The following is a 17,580-nucleotide window of genomic DNA, read 5'->3' on the forward strand; positions in this document are numbered from 1 at the left end:
ATCATAAGGTGGCACCCTCCACCGAAACCTTGTAGAAATCGAGCCCCGTCAGGATCGAATTTTTCGGAAGACGTATCGTGCTCCAGCAAGACAAATTGGTGATCGCCCTGCCCAAGGGCCGAATTCTCGACGAGGCGATGCCTCTGGTCCGCGCCGCCGGCATCGAACCGGAAGCCGCGTTCGACGATCCCCATTCCCGGCTGTTGCGCTTTACCACCAACCATCCCCACATCGATATCATCAGAGTGCGTTCGTTCGACGTCGCGACCTTTGTCGCCTTTGGCGCGGCGCACTTGGGAATCGCAGGAAACGATGTGCTGATGGAATTTTCCTATCCCGAAATTTACGCCCCGCTGGACCTTGGCATCGGCGGCTGCCGCCTGTCGGTCGCCGAGCCGGATGATATCGCCGCGACCGACGATCCCGGCCGGTGGAGCCATGTCCGCATCGCCACCAAATACCCCGAGATCACCCGCCGTCACTTCGCCCGACGCGGCGTTCAGGCGGAATGCGTGAAGCTCAACGGCGCAATGGAACTGGCCCCCACACTGGGTCTGTGCTCCCGCATCGTCGATCTGGTCTCGTCGGGCGCAACGCTAAAGGCCAACGGACTGAAGGAAGTCGAAGTGATCGCCCAAGTCACCAGCCGTCTGATCGTCAACCGCGCGGCACTGAAGACCCGACCCGACGAGATGGCCGGATGGGTCGAAGCGTTTCGCCGTGCACGGGGAGCCCAAGCCTGATGAGGACTCTCGTCTCCACCGATGCGGATTTCGAAACCGCATTCGCCGCCCTGCTCAACATGAAGCGCGAGACGGACGAAGACGTCGATTCCCAGGTCGCCGCGATCCTGGCCGACGTGCGCCGTCGCGGCGATGCCGCCTTGATCGAGTACACCGCCCGCTTCGACCGGCTGGAACTGAATGCCTCTGGTCTGGCGATCACCGCCGACGAGATCGAAGCAGCCTGCGCCAGTTGCGACCCGAACCTGCTGTCGGCGCTGGAACTGGCCGCCGCCCGCATCCGCGCCTTTCACCACCGCCAGATACCGGGCGACGATCACTTCGTCGATGACGTCGGCGTGCGCCTCGGCCTGCGCTGGACTGCGGTCCAGGCCGCCGGTCTGTATGTACCGGGCGGAACCGCCGCCTATCCCTCGTCGGTGCTGATGAACGCCATTCCGGCCAAAGCGGCGGGCGTCGAGCGGCTGGTGATGGTGGTCCCCTCGCCGGGCGGACGGCTGAACCCGCTGGTGCTGGCCGCCGCGCGGATCGCCGGAATCGACGAGATCTATCGCGTCGGCGGAGCGCAGGCGATTGGGGCGCTGGCTTATGGCACCGCGACCATCCGCCCGGTCGATAAGATCGTCGGGCCGGGCAATGCCTATGTCGCCGCCGCCAAGCGTCGGGTGTTCGGCACTGTCGGCATCGACATGATCGCCGGACCGTCCGAGATTCTGGTGGTGGCCGACAACGGCAACGATCCCGGCTGGATCGCCGCCGACCTGCTCAGTCAGGCCGAGCATGACACCGCCGCCCAGAGCATTCTGATCACCGACGATGCCGAATTCGGCCGCAGGGTTGCCCAGGCCGTGGACTCGCACCTGAAAACCCTGTCCCGCGCCGCGATCGCCCGCGACAGCTGGGACCGTCACGGTGCGGTGATCGTCGTCCCAAGTCTGGCCGACTCGGTGCCGCTGATCGATCGTATCGCCCCCGAGCATCTGGAATTGGCGGTCGCCGAACCGGAAGCCCTGGCGGCCCGTGTCCGCAATGCCGGAGCGATATTCCTCGGCCGCTTCACCCCGGAAGCAGTGGGCGATTATGTCGGCGGACCGAACCATGTCCTGCCGACGGCGCGCTCGGCGCGATTCTCGTCGGGGCTGGGCGTGCTGGACTTCATGAAGCGGACCTCCCTGCTCGGCTGCGATGCGGCCTCGCTGCGGGCGATCGGCCCGGCGGCGGCTCGTCTCGCCGAGGCCGAGGGATTGAGTGCGCACGGACTGTCAGTTGGAATCAGGCTCAATCTCGGGATGGAGTAATGCCAGAACGCCAGCGGTTGATCGACATCCGCCTGGACGACAAAACCCTGGTCCGCCGCTCGGCCGAGGTCGAGCATGAACGTGCCGTTGCGATCTATGATCTGATCGAGGAAAACAGCTTTATCCCCGAAGGGGGCTTCGTCGGCCCTTATCTGCTGCGGCTGCGGCTGGAGGACAACCGGCTGATCTTTGACATCCGCAGCGGAGAGGACGTGCCGCTGACCGAAGTCGGGTTGACGCTGACGGCGTTCCAGTCTCTGGTCAAAGACTATTTTCTGGTGTGCGAGAGCTATTACACCGCGATCCGCACCGCGCCGCCGTCACGAATCGAAGCGCTGGATCAGGGGCGCCGCGCCCTGCATGACGAGGGGGCCACCCTGCTGCTCCAGCGCCTGACCGGGCGAATCAGGCTTGATTTCGTCACGGCCCGGCGGCTTTTCACCCTGATCTGCATCCTCCATGTGCGGGGATAAGGGGTGGCGCACGACCTGCCTTCCGCCGTTTTATTCTGCTGCACCCTGAACGCGCTACGCTCGCCGATGGCCGAAGGGATCATGAAGCGGCTGCACGGCACCCGCCTTTATGTCCAGTCGGTCGGTGTTCGTATCGGCGAGACCGATCCGATGATGGTCCAGGTAATGGATGAAATCGGCATCGATCTGTCGCACCATCGCCCGCGCGATTTCGCAACACTGGAAGACAATAGCTTCGACGTAGTGGTGTCGTTATCGCCCGAGGCCCAGCATAAGGCCGTGGATCTAACCCGCGCCAACGCCTGTGATGTAGAATACTGGCCGACGTTCGACCCATCTTTGATTGAGGCAAGCCGCGAGGTTCGCCTTGAATCATACCGCGCCGTCCGCGACGAATTACAGCGGAAAATCCTCAAACGCTTCCCCTTGCCGAGGCTGGCACGCGAGTAAACACCCTCACATTGCGTGAAAAGGCTTGACCAAACAGCACCGAGCGCTCACTTATCTTCCCGCGCAGCAGGGAACCCGGATGGAGGCCAGATGGCGAAAGAGGATGTAATCGAGTTTTCAGGCACGGTGTCGGAGCTTTTGCCCAACGCCATGTTCAGGGTTAAGCTCGACAACGAACATGAAATCCTTGCTCACACGTCCGGAAAGATGCGCAAGAACCGGATCCGTGTCCTTGCGGGCGACCGGGTCAACGTGGAAATGACGCCCTACGACTTGACCAAGGGCCGCATCACCTTCCGTTATAAGTAGCATCGATATGATCGAGACGGCCGGACGCCCGGCGCTGGTCCTGGCCTCGGCATCGCCCAGACGGGTGGACTTGCTGCACCAGATTGGCATCGCCCCCGGCCGGATCGATCCCGCCGACATCGACGAAACTCCTTTGCGCGACGAGCTGCCCCAGGTTCTGGCCGGGCGGCTTGCCGAGCAAAAGGCTCGTGCCGTGGCCGAGCGCCACCCAGGCAGTTTCGTCCTTGCCGCCGACACGGTGGTCGCTTGCGGCCGCCGTGCTCTCCCCAAAGCCGAAGACGAAGCCACCGCCCGCCGCTGCCTCGCGCTGCTATCGGGTCGGCGACATCGTGTTCTGGGGGGGCTGTGCCTGATCGGCCCGGACGGGCGGATCGGACGACGGCTGGTTACCACCACCGTCACCTTCAAACGACTACTTCCGGCCGAGATCGAAGCCTATCTCGCCGCCGGGGAATGGCACGGCAAGGCGGGCGGATACGCCATCCAGGGCCGCGCCGCCCGGTTCGTCCGGGCTTTGTCCGGTTCCTATTCCAACGTCGTCGGCCTGCCGTTGTTTGAAACCGGCTCGCTGCTCGACGGCCTGGGCTGGCGTGACTGACCCCAGCGCAACGCCTCTGGGCATTGATGAAATTCTCTGGTCGTGGGGACCGGGCGAAAGCCGCTTCGCCCTTTTGACCCGTGGCCGCCTCACCGAACTGGTGATTGACCGCCCCACCCTTCACCTCGGATCGCGTTTTCTCGGCCGTGTCGTCGCGCTGGACCGCGCCCTGAACGCCGCCTTTGTCGATCTAGGAATTGGCGGCCGCCCCGGCTTTCTGCCTGGCGCGGCGGCCCTTAACCTGTCCGAGGGCGCGTCCGTCGCGGTCACGATCCGAGCCGAAGTCCGTGCGGGCAAGGGGCCGCTACTGTCGCCGCTGCCCGACGCATCCCTCGTCGGACAGGCAAAGGCTCCGGTGCTGCTCTCCCGCCCCCCCGCGCTGAAACGGCTGCTGGAGGCTCATCCTGGTATCCGGCGGGTTCGGGTTGACGATCCCGTCGCCCTGGCCGAGGCGAAGACGCTGGCTCCCGCTTTGGCCGAGGGGCATCGCGACGGCCCTCTGTTCAGCCTTTATCGTGTCGAGGAAGAAATCGAGTCCGCGCTGGCCCCCGTAGTGATGCTGGCGGGCGGCGGGCGGATGACAATCGAGAATACAGCGGCACTGACCGCGATCGATGTCGATTCGGGCGGCGGACGGGCCGATGAGGCCAATCGCAAGGCGGTCGCCGCGATTGCCCGCCATCTGCGCTTGCGCGGTATCGGTGGGCAGGTGGTGATCGATTTTGTCTCGGTTCGGCGCGGCTCTCCGCACCGTCTGGCTGACGCGTTGAAGGAAGCGGTTGCAGCCGACCCGGTGCCAACCCAGATCTTTGGAGTATCGCGGCTGGGGCTGGTCGAGTTGACCCGCGAACGGCGCGGACTGGCGTTGAGCGAATTGCTGTGCGAATGCCCGACCCTGGCCACGCCCGAGACCGTGGCCCTGGCTGCCCTGCGTCAAGTTCTGGCCGAAGCCGCCTGCCGCCCTGGGCGCCCCCTGGGGCTGGTTGTCGCTCCAGAGGTTGCAAAGGCCCTGGCCCTGCGTCCAGACGCCCTGGAGGACGCCGAAGCGCGCCTATGCCGCCCCCTGCCTGTCCGCGTGGCACCCGACCGGACACGCGAGGATATTTCGATCGAGGAGATAACCGGATGACCGAGACACCGTCCGCCCATGCCTGCCCGATTTGCGGCACTCCGGCAACACCGGACCTGCGCCCATTCTGCTCGAAACGCTGCGCCGACGTTGATCTCCATCGTTGGCTGGGCGGGGTCTACCGAGTCGAAACCAACGAGCGTTCCGAAGAAAATGCATCGGATGACGTTTTTTCGTCGAGAGGGGCTTGACCGCCCCCCGAATCATCATCTATAAGCGCCTCCTCTTCACGAAGAGCGACCTGCCCAGGTAGCTCAGTTGGTAGAGCATGCGACTGAAAATCGCAGTGTCGGCGGTTCGACTCCGTCCCTGGGCACCATTAACCCCCTGGAACCTAACGGTTCTGGGGGGTTTCCATTTGGGGCCAAAGAGCCAAGTGTCTAACATGTTAGACACTTTTTCCGCCATCCTTGTTCTTGAGATGGCCCATCGCCACCGGCTTGGGATGCACTCCATGCCCTGGAGGCCGATTTGCGGGCATAAGCACCAGCCGCCGGCTCTTCACGTTGTCGGCGGCTTTTGTGATTCGTGGGGGGAAGGTTTCTGAGACATCCAGAGCCGACCTTCCCAGGATGGCCGCTATGCATCCAGAGGTGCTGTAGGACGATGTGATTTCGTGTTAATTGGGCACTCACTCGCAAAACGGGACGAATAAGCCAACCCACGTCCCGACCAGCTTGCAAGGCTCCTTGATCATGAAGACGCTAACTGTTCTTTCCGCTTTCGCGGTACTTTTGGGACTTTCAGCCTGCGCCAGCTCGAACGCAAAAACGGTTCGCCTTTCCAATGTGTGGTCCACAACTTGCGTTTTGAGTGGGCAAAACGTGGCGATCAGTGCGCCGACACTGGCCGAGTTCCACGCCGCCGTCGAGCAGGCGCCCGAATGTGCCCGTGGTTACACCGCCACGCCGCCGTCGCAGTAGTTGGGTCTCAGGTCGGAATAGCACCGCCAGCACCGGACTCGGCACCATCGCAGCACGTCCTTCCGTGCCGCCACCCACGCCTGAATTATACCCCGGCGGCAACCGTCGCCCGCAGCCGGAGCCACAAATCGAAAACCCCACACCAGGGGGGATGGTGCGGGGCTTTCAGAGGGAGGACTTTCGAGTGGCTGAGGCTCAGAAGCTTATGAAGAGAGATTGCCACTGTCCGAGTTACCGCATCGTGGCGGGCGGGTGATATTTTTGTAATAATTCGAAAGAAGGGCAATACGCCCTCACCCGCTCCCCTCACGACCCGGCTGCGCGGCAAACGCCGACGATGGTTCTGAAAGCTGGAGCAGCCCCATCGCTTCCCTCCAGCGTACATCCCGGCTAAGGTCGCCGCCGACGCCCCGAGAGAATCCAGCTTCCCCAAAGAAACCGATGATCAAGACAACGGCACAAAGTACCCCCCCGGTCGCAGCCCCAAACGGCTCGGGACAAAATCCGATCAAGATCCTCTATGTCGTTACCGAGGATTGGTATTTCTGCTCGCACCGTCTCCCTACGGCGAGGGCAGCCCGCGATCTGGGGTATGAAGTCGTCGTCGCCACTCATGTCGGGACGCATGCCGACGCAATCCGCAGCGAGGGCTTCCGCGTCGTGCCGCTGCCGCCGATGCGGGGGGCAAAGGGGCTGCGGGGCCATCTTGCCACGCTACTGGGATTAGCCGCGCTCTATCGCCGCGAAAAGCCGGACATCGTTCATCATATCGCCCTGGTGCCGACCTTTTTCGGCTCGGTCGCCGTGCTGCTGGCTGGAATCGGCCATTCGGTTTCGACAATGACCGGACTGGGGCTGGTCTTCACCTCAGACCGCCCGAAAGTGCGCCTTCTCCGCGCGGTGGTGAAACCCGTCTTGCGTTTGGTCCTGTCGCTCCAACGCCACGACATGATCTTTCAGAACCACGACGATCGCGATTTCTTCATCCGCGAAAAGATCGTCCCGAAACCGCGCGCGCACTTGATTCCGGGATCGGGCGTCGATACCGAAGTCTTTCACCCCTCACCTGAACCGGACGGAATCGTAACCGCCGCCTTTGTCGGCCGCATGTTGCGTCCCAAGGGGGTTCTGGACATCGTTGCGGCAGCACGTCTTCTGCGCCAGCAAGGCGCGAAGGTCCGCATTGTTCTGGTGGGAACGCCGGATAACCTCAACCCGGAAAGCCTGAGCGAAGACGATCTCAAGGGCTGGCAGGCGGAGGGGTTGCTGGAATGGTGGGGCTTCCGCAACGACATCGCCACGATCTGGAGCCAAGCGCACATCGCGCTGCTGCCGTCCTATCGCGAGGGCTTTCCCAAAAGTCTGCTGGAAGCGGCCGCGTGCGGCCGCCCGATGATCGCCAGCGATGTGCCGGGTTGCCGCGAGATCGTTCGTCCCGGTACGACAGGGCTGCTGGTTCCGCTCCGCGATGGCGCCGCTTTGGCCGAAGCGATCCGCACGCTGGCCGAGAACACTGCGTTGCGCCGCCGGATGGGGATTGCAGCCCGCGCCCAGGTCGAGGCCGAATTCTCAAACAAACAGATCGCCGCCCAGATGCAGTCCTTGTACCGCCACCATCTTGCCGAACGCCAGAGCCGCCGCCCGCGCTAACCGGCCTGCTCCGCCAGCCGGATGAACAGGGCTTCGTAGTCGGCGATCATCTTGGCCATGCTGTAGCGCTCTTGTATCCGGGTCCGCGCCGCCTCCCCCAACGCCGCCCGCCCCGCAGAGGAAAGACGGGCCATGCGCAGGATGGCTTCACCCAGCGCCTGATCGTCCGCCGGGGGGACGACGAATCCGGTCTCTGCCACCAGAATGGCGGCATCTCCGACATCGGTGACGATGCAGGGGACGGCGGCGGCCATTGCTTCCCCAATCGCGTTGGACAGCCCTTCGCCAAAGGTCGAAGCCGATACGAGGCTGTCGAGACCATTCAGCAGATGACCGACATCCCGACGTTCGCCCAGAACGCACGTCCGATCCCGCACCCCGAGTCGGTCGATCTCACTGACGATGCCAAAATGAGGATCGTCGGTACCGCGACCAATCAGAACGAAGCGCAAGCGCGGCTCGATCGCCGCCGCCCACGCCGCCGCAGCCAGAAAGCCGGGATGATTTTTCATCGGGTCGGCACGGGCGATCATTCCGATCACGATGTCGTCATCGGCCAAGCCCAAGTCTGACCGCACCGCGTGGCGCGTCACAGCGGCAGAGGCGAGATCGGGCAGATCGAACCCATTGGGAATCGTCGCCCATTCACGGGGATGATAGCCCAGCGACTGATGGTGGATCTTTCCAGCGTTGGAATTAGCAACAACCAAGCGGGGCAGCGCCGACGCGCGGGCAAGCAGGCGGACGATCCACCCGGTCAGACGCGAATAGCGCGACAGATCCATGTTCGAGCAACGAACATTCCAGACCAGAATTGGCCTTCCGGCCAGGAGAGTGGCGACCGTTCCCATCAGATCGGCATGGTAAAGCCAAGTCATCACGATGTCGGGACGGGCACGCCTCAACTCACGGATCAAGGCCAGCCACGCCCCCGGCATGGGACGACCTGGATTCATCCCCAGCGTCGTCACCGACACCCCCTGAGCCCGGAGCGCGGCACCGTGGATACCGTCGTCGATCAGCGAGATCACCCGGTGCCGAACCGAACCGGGCGTCGCGGCAAGACGGGCCAGCACGCCTTCGGCGCCTCCGCTCCCCAGGCTGGTAATGACATGGGTAACGACGACGGGCGAGCGTGCTGCACTTTCGGACAAAGGACCGATCCTATTCTGGTGGCGGGAAACGAACGAGACGACGAAAAATCCTGCCGCGCGAAAGGGATATGGCAGCCATCCCACAGCATGCCGCAAGAGGTTGTGCGCCAGCGCTCTCTTTTTTTCGAAGGTATGTTATATAGTCGCCAGCCTGTTCGGACGAGAGCCAATGACACAAGAGAATAAGACCAAGTCGGGATATGTCGCGGTTGCCGGCTGCGGTTATTGGGGCAAGAACCTAGTTCGCAACCTTGCCGCCCTCAACGTCCTGGGCGCGGTCTGTGATCCGGTTCCAGCCGTCGCCGAGCGCCACGCCGCCGAATACGGCGTCAAGGCGCTGGACTGGTCCGAGGTGTTGCGCAATCCAGATCTGACCGCTGTCGTCATTGCCGCTCCCGCAGCCCTCCATGCATCGATGGCGATGGATGCCCTGATGGCGGGCAAGAACATCTTCGTCGAGAAGCCGCTTTCGATCAACGTGGCCGAGGCCGAAGCACTGTGCAAGGAAGCCAACCGGCGCGGTCTGGTGCTGATGGTCGGTCACCTTCTCCAGTATCATCCCGTCTTCCTGAAGCTGAAGCAGATGGTGGCCGACGGTACACTGGGCCGTCTCAACTACATTTATTCAAACCGCCTCAATCTGGGCAAATTCCGCAACGAAGAAAACATTCTGTGGAGCTTTGCGCCGCACGATATCTCTATGATCCTCTCGCTGGCGGGGCAGGAACCAGCCAGCGTCTCGGCGGTCGGAGCGAACTTCCTGCACGAGCACATCGCCGATGTGACCACCACCCATATGAGCTTTGCCGACGGTATCCGCGCCCATGTCTTCGTCTCATGGCTGCACCCGTTCAAGGAGCAGAAGTTGGTGGTGGTCGGCGACCGCGGCATGGCTGTGTTCGACGACGGTCAGCCGTGGGGCAACAAGCTGGTTCTGTTCAAGCATTCCGTCCACTGGAAGAACGGGATGCCTGAACCGGATAAGGCAGAGGGACTGCCGGTCGAAGTGCCTCAGGACGAGCCGCTGCGCCTTGAGTGCCAGCATTTCCTTGATTGCGTCCGCACCGGAGCCACGCCCCGCACTGACGGCTGGGAAGGATTGCGGGTGCTGAAAGTGCTGCAAAAAGCACAGGATTCGCTGGCGGAAACGCTGAAGCCGCCCGAAACGGCGGCAAAGCCTGCTTTCCCCGGCGTCATTGTCCACGAAAGCGCCTATATCGACGATCAAGTTCAGATTGGAGAGGGAAGCCGCGTCTGGCACTTCAGCCACATCCTGTCGCGCACCACCATCGGCCAGAATGTTAACATCGGCCAGAACGTTGTCGCCGGTCCCGACGTGACGGTGGGCGACAATTGCAAAATCCAGAACAATGTCAGCATCTACAAGGGTGTAACGCTGGAGCAAGGCGTGTTCTGCGGCCCATCCTGCGTATTTACCAACGTACTGACGCCTCGCGCCGAAGTGAACCGCAAGGCAGATTTCCTTCCCACCCTGGTCAGACGCGGCACCACCATCGGCGCCAATGCCACAATCGTCTGCGGCCATACCATCAATGAATACGCGATGATCGCCGCCGGGGCTGTCGTCACCCACGACGTTCCTGCTTTTGCCTTGATGGCCGGCGTCCCGGCCCGGCGGATCGGATGGGTCTCGCGTGCCGGCGAACGGTTGGGCGATGATCTGATCTGCCCGCGCGATGGCAGCCGCTATCGCGAGACCGGCCCCGATCAACTAGAGGAAATTCTCACGTGAGCATTGCGTTCATCGATCTTCAAAGCCAGCGCCGCCACCTCGGCGACCGTATCGAGCGCGCCATCGCCAAAGTGCTCGAACACGGCAACTACATCATGGGGCCGGAAGTCGCTCAGTTCGAAAAGGGTCTGTGCGAGTTCAGCGGCGCCCGTCACGCCATCACCTGCGGCAACGGCACCGATGCCCTGCAACTGGTGTTGATGGCCGAAGGCGTCGGCGCGGGCGATGCCGTGTTCGTACCCGCCTTTACTTTTGTCGCCACCGCCGAGATGGCGCCGCTGGTTGGCGCGACCCCAGTGTTCGTCGATGTGAACGAAGAGACCTTCAACCTCGATCTGGGGTCGCTGGAGCGGGGAATCGCCACTGCGAAGGCTGCCGGTTTGCGCCCGCGCATGGTGATCGCCGTCGATCTGTTCGGTCAGACCGCCGATTACCCAGCCATCGCCAAAATTGCCGAGCGCGAAGGAATGGTGGTGGTCGCCGATGCCGCCCAGGCATTCGGAGCTTCGCTGAACGGGGCTAAGGTCGGCACTCTGGCCAAATACACCACGACCAGCTTTTTCCCCGCCAAGCCACTCGGCTGTTATGGCGATGGTGGCGCGGTCTTTACCGACGATGCGGACAAGGCTGCCCTGCTGCGCTCGTTGCGCGTCCACGGTAAGGGCAGCGACAAATACGATAACGTCCGTATCGGCCTCAACAGCCGCCTCGACACCCTTCAGGCGGGCATCCTGATCGAGAAATTGGCAATCCTCGCCGACGAAATCATCGCCCGCAATCAAGTCGCCGACCGCTACGCCCAGGGATTAGGCGATATCGTTGCCGTGCCGAAGGTACCCGCAGGCTACGTTTCGGTCTGGGCTCAATACACCATCCGCGTGACCGACCGCGACGGACTGGCCGCCCGGCTGAAAGAAAAAGGTGTCCCCACCGCCGTTTATTACCCGATCCCGATGCCAAGCCAGACCGGCTATAGCACCTATCCGGTTGCAACCGGCGGAGTGCCCGTATCGGAGCGTCTGTCGCGTGAGGTCATCAGCCTGCCCATGCACCCCTATCTTGATGAACCGACCCAAACCAAGATCATTGAGGCAGTCCGCGCAAGCTTGGCCTAGCTGGCCGTATCGCCTCGCGGAGCGTTCTCCCGATGGGATGGAACGGATTTTAACAAGCAGCTTGGCAGCCTGAAAAGACAGGCTGCCAAGTCAATGCTTGATACCGGAGAACCACCGGCCATCCGGAACACCGAGCCTCCCTTTCGGAACGCGGATGAACACAGTCAAATCGCGGCTCGGGATTATGCCTTACGCCCCGGTTATGCCACCGTCTTGTTTTTGCTGCCCCATCCCAGGCGATCCCGCACATCCTTGAGCGCAGCGACAAGCTGCTCGGCGAGGTCTGGCGTATGGAATGGCGTCGCCGTTATACGCAGACGCTCCTGACCGCGCGACACGGTGGGATAGTTGATCGGTTGAACATAAATCCCGTGCCGTTCCAACAGCATATCGCTGGACTGCCGGCACATATGGGCATCGCCGATAATGAGGGGCAGGATGTGGCTGGGGCTTTCCAGAATCGGCATGTCCGCTTCTTTCAGCAACGCCTTCAGATTCCGGACCGCCTCCTGATGCCGCTGGCGCAGATCGGGATGAGTCCTGACATACTGAATCGACGCCTGGGCTCCCGCCGCAACATGCGGGCAGAGCGACGAGGAAAAGATAAAGCTGGGGGCAAGGCTTCTAATCGCATCGATCAGAACGTCGGGGCCAGTTACATACCCCCCCATCACACCGAACGATTTGGCAAGCGTCCCTTCAATCAAGGTCAGGCGATCGGAAACGCCGTCCCGTTCCGAGACTCCGCCGCCGGTGGATCCATACAATCCCACGGCATGAACCTCGTCGAGATAGGTTATCGCTCCATATTTTTCGGCAACGTCACAGATGTCGGAAATCGGGGCGATATCGCCATCCATACTGTAGACGCTCTCGAAAGCGACAATCTTAGGACGATCCGGCGCAACAGAGGCCATCAGTTCGTCCAGGTGCGCCGCATCATTGTGGCGGAAGATATGCTTTTCGGCACCAGACCACCGGATCCCCTCGATCATCGAATTGTGATTGAGGGCATCCGAGAAAATGACGCAATCCGGCAGAACCCGCCCAAGCACGCCCAATGCGGCCAGATTGGAAATCCAGCCCGAATTGAACAGCAGACCGGCCTCTTTGCCATGCAGATCAGCAAGTTCGCGTTCGAGCAGGACATGCTGGCGATTGGTGCCGGAAATATTCCGGGTGCCGCCGGTGCCCGCACCGAACCGGTCGATGCTCTGATGCATCGCCGACAGAACCTGATCGTTTTGCCCCATTCCAAGATAGTCGTTGCTGCACCAGACAACGACCTGACGGGGCGTTCCATCGGGGTGATGCCAAAGCGCACGCGGAAACTTTCCCGCCTGACGCTCGATCTCGATGAAGGTCCGGTAGCGTCCATCGGTCTTCATGGTCCCGATGAGCGACTCAAAAAATGCCTTATAATCCATGCTCTTGATCCATTTTGCCTGTCAGCATGAATGCTGTATGCTTCTGGCGCGGCACGGCGAGCCATTGCTGCAGCAATAATTTACATATATATGGCATACAAAACATTCGCAATGGGTGACGACGTGACGGCGGATTCCTGGATCTCCGATATCGATATGGACCACGGCCCTCTCTATCTGGCGATCGCCGACGCGCTTGAAGCGGGCATCCGATCAGGAAAGCTCGGCAATGGCTTCCGGCTACCGCCTCAGCGAAGCTTGGCCAAAGACTTAGGGATCGATTTTACCACCGTGACCAGAGCCTATGCCGAGGCGCGCAAGCGCGGGCTGGTCGAAGGAAAGGTTGGCCTGGGCACCTACATTCGGGTCGAGATGAGCCATACAATGCCGACGCGCGCCCGTCCCCTCCCTGACGAGGCCCGGCGTGGCGGGGTGGTTGACATGAGCATGAATCTGCCGCCCCGCTTCGACGATCCAGACCTCACCAAGACGATGCGGCAAAGCCTTGCGCGGATTGACGGCGATGGCGGTCTTTCTTTGTTGATGCGCTATCAGGAACCGGGAGGAACCCATGCCGATCGGATGGCCGGTGCGCACTACCTATCGGCGCGCATTCCCGGCTTAACGGCGGATCGGGTTCTGGTCTGTCCGGGGGCCCAAGGGGCATTCCTGGCCATTGCCGGGATGCTGCTCAATCAGGGCGATGCCGTCTGCACCGAAGCCCTGACCTATCCGGGGTTCAGATCCTTGGCAAGCCACATGAAGATGCGGCTTTTACCCGTTGAAATGGATGCAGAAGGCATGCGCCCCGACTCGTTCGAGGCTCTATGCAAGTCCGCTGCCCCCAAGGCTCTGTATTGCACGCCGACGCTTCACAATCCGACGACCGCCACCATGTCGTTATCGCGGCGAGAGGACGTTCTGGCGATTGCCAGAACCTACGCGGTCCCCATCATCGAAGACGATGCTTACGGGGCGCTTCCATACACTCCAATCCCTCCCCTTGCCGCCTTGGCGCCGGATATGGTCTATCATGTCGCCAGCCTGTCCAAGGCGCTTTCGCCAGCGTTGCGGGTCGCTTACGTCGTTCCGCCGGATTCGAGGCAGGTTCCCCGTCTCGTGGGGGCTATCCGGGCGCTGACATCGATGACATCCCCGATTACGGCGGCCCTAGCGCGGGAGTGGATAGAAAACGGCACGGCCGTGAGAATCCTTGAGGCCATCCGCCAGGAAACGGCGGCCAGACAACAGATTGCCCGCGAAACCCTGCCGCCCGGCTGTTTCAGCAGCGATCCCGAGGGCTTTCACCTGTGGCTGAGACTCGAGGCTCCGTGGAGTCGCGGGGAGTTCGTGGACCGTCTGCGGGGAAGCGGAATCGGCACGGTGCCAAGCGATCCCTTCGCCGTTCAGACCCCGCCGGAATGCGTTCGCCTGGGCCTGGGCGCGGCAACGACCAGGGCCGATCTGACACAGAGCCTTTTGTCGGTCAGGGATCTTCTGACGACATTGCCCTCACTGTCATCGATGGTCATTTAAACTGAAATCAATTAAAGATTGAACAACTAAAACGACGACAAAAAGAGGGGCAAGACCTCCGATACGGGCTGCTTTGACTCAAGACATAACGTCAATCCGCCCACCGATGATATCCAACCATAAAGGGTAGCATTACCCCCACCTAACGGAATGGATCTATATTTCAGATATAATGCATAATCACGAAAAAAGAGCCGCGACACCCTGCGGAAGGAATTACAATTTTGATAATAATCCATTCAACAAAATCAGAACTGGACCCAGACCTCCTTCTGTGAACAATAAGATGATGGCATCATAACACTGGGGTAACCCCCGGTTTCACATTCCATCTTTGTAACAATCTCAATGGGGGTTGACGGTGAATTTTTCTGCTCTGTCCGGCCTCGATCAATTGGTTGCGCGCGTCAAAGCCGCCCAATTGACCTTCGCCACCTATTCGCAAGAACAGGTGGACCTTATTTTCCGCAGCGCCGCCCTGGCTGCCGCCGATGCCCGTATCTCTCTGGCGCGCATGGCCGCCGAAGAAACCAAGATGGGCGTCGTTGAAGATAAGGTGATCAAGAACCACTTCGCCTCGGAATATATCTACAACGCCTACAAGGACGATAAGACCTGTGGCATTGTCGAGATGAACGACGACGCAGGCACCATCACCATCGCCGAGCCGGTGGGGCTGATCTGCGGCATCGTCCCGACCACCAATCCCACCTCCACCGCGATCTTCAAGGCACTGATTTGCCTTAAGACCCGCAACGGCATCATCTTCAGCCCGCATCCGCGCGCGGCGCGATCGACCTGCGCCGCCGCCAAGCTGGTGCTGGACGCCGCCGTTGCCGCCGGTGCCCCGCCCGATATCATCGGCTGGATCGACACACCGTCGCTGGAACTCTCCAACGGCCTGATGCACCACCCCGATGTCAATCTGATCCTGGCCACCGGCGGCCCCGGCATGGTGCGAGCAGCCTATTCCTCGGGCAAGCCCGCGATCGGCGTCGGCGCGGGCAACACGCCGGTGGTGATCGACGAAACCGCCGATATCAAGCGGGCGGTCGCCTCGATCCTGATGTCAAAGACCTTCGATAACGGCGTGGTCTGCGCCTCGGAGCAATCGGTCATCGTCGTCGATGCAGTGTACGAAGCGGTGCGCCAGCGTTTCGCCACCCACGGCGGCTACATCCTCAATGCCCTGGAACTGGAGGCGGTGCGCAAGGTGTTGCTGGTGGACGGCAATGTTAATGTCAACATCGTCGGACAACCGGCCACCCGCATCGCCGAATTGGCCGGGATCACCGTGCCGCTCGACACCAAAATTCTGATCGGCGAGGTCAACGATACCGTTGCCTCCGAACCCTTCGCCCATGAAAAGCTGTCGCCGACTCTGGCAATGTACCGGCGGGCCGACTACCGGCAGGCGGTGGCGGCAGCGGTGGAACTGGTGGCGCTGGGCGGCATTGGCCACACCTCGGTGCTGTACACCGATCAGGATCTTCAGCCGCAGCGGATTCTCGATTTCGGCAAGCACATGAAGACCGCCCGTATCCTGATCAACACCCCCTCCTCGCACGGCGGAATCGGCGATCTCTACAATTTCAGCCTCGCACCGTCGCTGACACTCGGATGCGGCTCGTGGGGCGGCAATTCCATCTCGGAAAATGTCGGCCCCAAGCACCTGATCAACAAGAAAACCGTCGCCAAGCGAGCTGAGAACATGCTGTGGCATAAGCTGCCCAAATCGATCTATTTCCGGCGCGGCGCCCTCACCGAGGCGATCAAGGATCTTGCCGGCAAGAAACGGGCGCTGATCGTCACCGACCGGCTGTTGTTCAGCAACGGCTTCGTTGACGACACCATTGCCCTGCTGAAGAAAAACGGAATGGAGGTGGAAACCTTCTTCCAGGTCGAGGCCGACCCGTCTCTGTCGATCGTCAACAAGGGCGTCGAAATGGCGCAGGCGTTCCAGCCCGACGTGATCGTGGCGCTGGGCGGCGGCTCGCCGATGGACGCGGCCAAGCTGATCTGGGTGCTGTATGAGCATCCCGAGGTCAACTTCGCCGACCTCGCCCTGCGCTTCATGGACATCCGCAAGCGTATCTATAAGTTCCCGAAGCTGGGCATCAAGGCGGAACTGGTCGCCATTCCCACCACCTCGGGCACCGGGTCGGAGGTAACGCCGTTCGCCGTGGTCACCGACGACACCACCGGCATTAAATACCCGATCGCCGATTACGAGCTGACCCCCAACATGGCGATTGTCGATGCCAATTTTGTGATGGGTCTGCCCAAGTCATTGACCGCGTTCGGCGGCATCGATGCGGTGGTGCACGCGCTGGAAGCCTATGTTTCGATCATGGCCAGCGAATTCAGCGATGGGCAGGCGTTGCAGGCCCTGAAACTGCTTAAGGAGTACCTGCCGTCGGCCTATGCCAACGGAGCCAAAGACCCGATCGCGCGGGAACGGGTCCACAGCGGCGCGACCATCGCCGGCATCGCCTTTGCCAACGCCTTCCTCGGCGTATGCCATTCGATGGCGCACAAGTTGGGCGCAGCCTTCCATCTGCCGCACGGCTTGGCGAATGCCCTGCTGATCTCCAATGTCATCCGCTACAACGCCAACGACAATCCGACCAAGCAGACCGCGTTCTCGCAGTACGACCGGCCGAAATCGCGCCATCGCTACGGCGAGATCGCAATCGCCCTGGGTCTGGACGGCGTTAATACCGCAGAGCGGATCGAACGGCTGCTGGACTGGCTGGAGGAACTGAAGCGGGTGCTGGACATCCCGGCGTCGATCCAGGCCGCCGGAGTGCCCGAAGCCGACTTCCTGGCCAAACTCGACACCCTGGCGGTCGAGGCGTTCGACGATCAGTGCACCGGCGCCAACCCGCGTTTTCCGCTGGTGGTCGAACTGAAAGCCATCCTGCTCGACAGCTATTACGGCCGTCCTTTCGTCGAGATCCACGCCCAGGGCGCGGCCGAAGTCGCGGCAGAATCCAGCCAGGAGATGAAGGCGGAAGGCTGA

16 protein-coding genes and 1 tRNA gene are annotated in these 17,580 nt (G+C 61.7%); 15 read left to right on the top strand and 2 right to left on the bottom strand.

Features of this window, described 5'->3' with window-relative positions; genetic code table 11:
* Nucleotides 1-77: 77 nt before the first annotated feature.
* From hisG to PHAMO_RS04530, 11 genes are all read left to right on the top strand, one after another.
* Complete coding sequence (hisG, locus tag PHAMO_RS04485) at nucleotides 78-743, top strand: ATP phosphoribosyltransferase (protein ID WP_002726861.1); 666 nt, start codon at nucleotides 78-80, stop codon at nucleotides 741-743.
* Complete coding sequence (gene hisD, locus PHAMO_RS04490) at nucleotides 743-2,041, top strand: histidinol dehydrogenase (RefSeq protein WP_002726862.1); 1,299 nt, start codon at nucleotides 743-745, stop codon at nucleotides 2,039-2,041. Before hisG ends, hisD begins: the two co-directional genes overlap by 1 nt.
* Complete coding sequence (locus PHAMO_RS04495) at nucleotides 2,041-2,514, top strand: UPF0262 family protein (protein WP_002726863.1); 474 nt, start codon at nucleotides 2,041-2,043, stop codon at nucleotides 2,512-2,514. Before hisD ends, PHAMO_RS04495 begins: the two co-directional genes overlap by 1 nt.
* A 3-nt stretch (nucleotides 2,515-2,517) precedes the next feature.
* Nucleotides 2,518-2,964 carry an arsenate reductase ArsC gene (locus PHAMO_RS04500; RefSeq protein ID WP_002726864.1) on the top strand — a complete coding sequence of 149 codons (447 nt, stop codon included), beginning with the start codon at nucleotides 2,518-2,520 and terminating at the stop codon, nucleotides 2,962-2,964.
* 90 nt (nucleotides 2,965-3,054) lie between these two features.
* On the top strand, nucleotides 3,055-3,273 hold the full coding sequence (gene infA / locus PHAMO_RS04505) for a translation initiation factor IF-1 (protein WP_002726865.1): 219 nt from the start codon (nucleotides 3,055-3,057) through the stop codon (nucleotides 3,271-3,273).
* Between the two features lie 7 nt (nucleotides 3,274-3,280).
* Complete coding sequence (locus PHAMO_RS04510; protein WP_002726866.1) at nucleotides 3,281-3,871, top strand: Maf family protein; 591 nt, start codon at nucleotides 3,281-3,283, stop codon at nucleotides 3,869-3,871.
* Nucleotides 3,864-5,000, top strand: coding sequence for a ribonuclease E/G (locus PHAMO_RS04515; RefSeq protein ID WP_002726868.1), 1,137 nt, complete (start codon nucleotides 3,864-3,866; stop codon nucleotides 4,998-5,000). Before PHAMO_RS04510 ends, PHAMO_RS04515 begins: the two co-directional genes overlap by 8 nt.
* A complete protein-coding gene (locus tag PHAMO_RS04520) occupies nucleotides 4,997-5,191 on the top strand; it encodes a DNA gyrase inhibitor YacG (protein ID WP_040566190.1) in 195 nt (64 codons plus the stop codon). Before PHAMO_RS04515 ends, PHAMO_RS04520 begins: the two co-directional genes overlap by 4 nt.
* Nucleotides 5,192-5,243: 52 nt before the next feature.
* Nucleotides 5,244-5,319: transfer RNA gene (locus tag PHAMO_RS04525), tRNA-Phe, on the top strand.
* Nucleotides 5,320-5,695: 376 nt separating this feature from the next.
* Nucleotides 5,696-5,923, top strand: coding sequence for a hypothetical protein (locus PHAMO_RS18875; RefSeq protein ID WP_002726870.1), 228 nt, complete (start codon nucleotides 5,696-5,698; stop codon nucleotides 5,921-5,923).
* A gap of 441 nt (nucleotides 5,924-6,364) precedes the next feature.
* Nucleotides 6,365-7,573, top strand: a complete 1,209-nt coding sequence (locus tag PHAMO_RS04530; RefSeq protein WP_002726872.1) for a glycosyltransferase family 4 protein — start codon at nucleotides 6,365-6,367, stop codon at nucleotides 7,571-7,573.
* On the opposite strand, the gene PHAMO_RS04535 is transcribed toward PHAMO_RS04530, so the two are convergent.
* Nucleotides 7,570-8,727 carry a glycosyltransferase gene (locus tag PHAMO_RS04535; protein WP_002726874.1) on the bottom strand — a complete coding sequence of 386 codons (1,158 nt, stop codon included), beginning with the start codon at nucleotides 8,725-8,727 and terminating at the stop codon, nucleotides 7,570-7,572. The genes PHAMO_RS04530 and PHAMO_RS04535 overlap by 4 nt on opposite strands.
* 169 nt (nucleotides 8,728-8,896) lie before the next feature.
* On the opposite strand from PHAMO_RS04535, the gene PHAMO_RS20275 reads away from it, so the two are divergent.
* Entirely contained in the window at nucleotides 8,897-10,480 is a 1,584-nt protein-coding gene (locus PHAMO_RS20275; protein WP_002726876.1) for a Gfo/Idh/MocA family oxidoreductase, read from the top strand.
* Nucleotides 10,477-11,595 (top strand): DegT/DnrJ/EryC1/StrS family aminotransferase, encoded by a 1,119-nt coding sequence (locus PHAMO_RS04545; protein WP_002726878.1) that lies wholly within the window; start codon nucleotides 10,477-10,479, stop codon nucleotides 11,593-11,595. The genes PHAMO_RS20275 and PHAMO_RS04545 overlap by 4 nt, the downstream gene beginning before the upstream one ends.
* A 200-nt stretch (nucleotides 11,596-11,795) precedes the next feature.
* Here PHAMO_RS04545 and hemA read toward each other — a convergent pair whose 3' ends face one another.
* A complete protein-coding gene (gene hemA / locus PHAMO_RS04550) occupies nucleotides 11,796-13,022 on the bottom strand; it encodes a 5-aminolevulinate synthase (RefSeq protein WP_002726880.1) in 1,227 nt (408 codons plus the stop codon).
* Nucleotides 13,023-13,145: 123 nt separating this feature from the next.
* Between hemA and PHAMO_RS04555 the strand changes: the two genes are divergently transcribed.
* Both PHAMO_RS04555 and adhE read left to right on the top strand, forming a co-directional pair.
* Nucleotides 13,146-14,558, top strand: coding sequence for an aminotransferase-like domain-containing protein (locus PHAMO_RS04555; RefSeq protein ID WP_235720792.1), 1,413 nt, complete (start codon nucleotides 13,146-13,148; stop codon nucleotides 14,556-14,558).
* 361 nt (nucleotides 14,559-14,919) lie between these two features.
* Nucleotides 14,920-17,580, top strand: coding sequence for a bifunctional acetaldehyde-CoA/alcohol dehydrogenase (gene adhE / locus PHAMO_RS04560; protein WP_002726884.1), 2,661 nt, complete (start codon nucleotides 14,920-14,922; stop codon nucleotides 17,578-17,580).

Origin of the sequence: Magnetospirillum molischianum DSM 120, from assembly GCF_000294655.1 — a bacterium.
Lineage (GTDB): Bacteria > Pseudomonadota > Alphaproteobacteria > Rhodospirillales > Magnetospirillaceae > Phaeospirillum > Phaeospirillum molischianum.